Source organism: Listeria booriae (genome assembly GCF_000766865.1).
GTDB lineage: Bacteria > Bacillota > Bacilli > Lactobacillales > Listeriaceae > Listeria_A > Listeria_A booriae.
Map to the genome: position 1 here is coordinate 1 of NZ_JNFA01000027.1, position 527 is coordinate 527.

A 527-nucleotide genomic window follows, 5' to 3' on the forward strand; every position below is an offset into this window, starting at 1 on the left:
GTATCCGTATTGGCAGCTCCAACTATCGCGACTTACTATACAACAGACGTGTACGCTACAGGAACAACGCCAGCAGGCGCAACGAAAGTAGCCCTTTATGTCGACGGTAAATTCGTTCGCTACGCAACGGTAACAGACGGTAAATTCTCTATCTACACAGGCGATCAAGCGAAATTAGCAACAGCAGGAAACACCTTCCAAATCGCTTCCGTTGATGCCAAAGGAACTATTGGGAACATGGCAACTGCCACTGTTCAAGCAGACAATCGTGCGGCCTACCAATTGACAGCTACAGGATTTAATATGGCAACCGACCAAAACGTTAGTGGCACAGCTGGATCAAGCATCACTCGTGTGAAAATTTTCGTGAATGGCGATGTTAAACGCCAAACAAGCGTCGCAGACGGTGCCTACGCTATCTATGCGAAAGACGTCATCACTTCAGCAAGCGACACTGTAGAAATGGCGGGTTATGATGCCCAAGGATTCGAACGCAACCGTGTCACAGTACCTGTAACAAGCGTAGC

At 48.4% G+C, this 527-nt stretch carries 1 protein-coding gene; it reads left to right on the plus strand.

Annotation, left to right across the window (positions count from 1 at the left end; translation table 11 throughout):
• On the plus strand, positions 1 to 527 hold a 527-nt coding region (locus tag EP57_RS17005; RefSeq protein WP_338151742.1), incomplete at both ends, for an immunoglobulin-like domain-containing protein.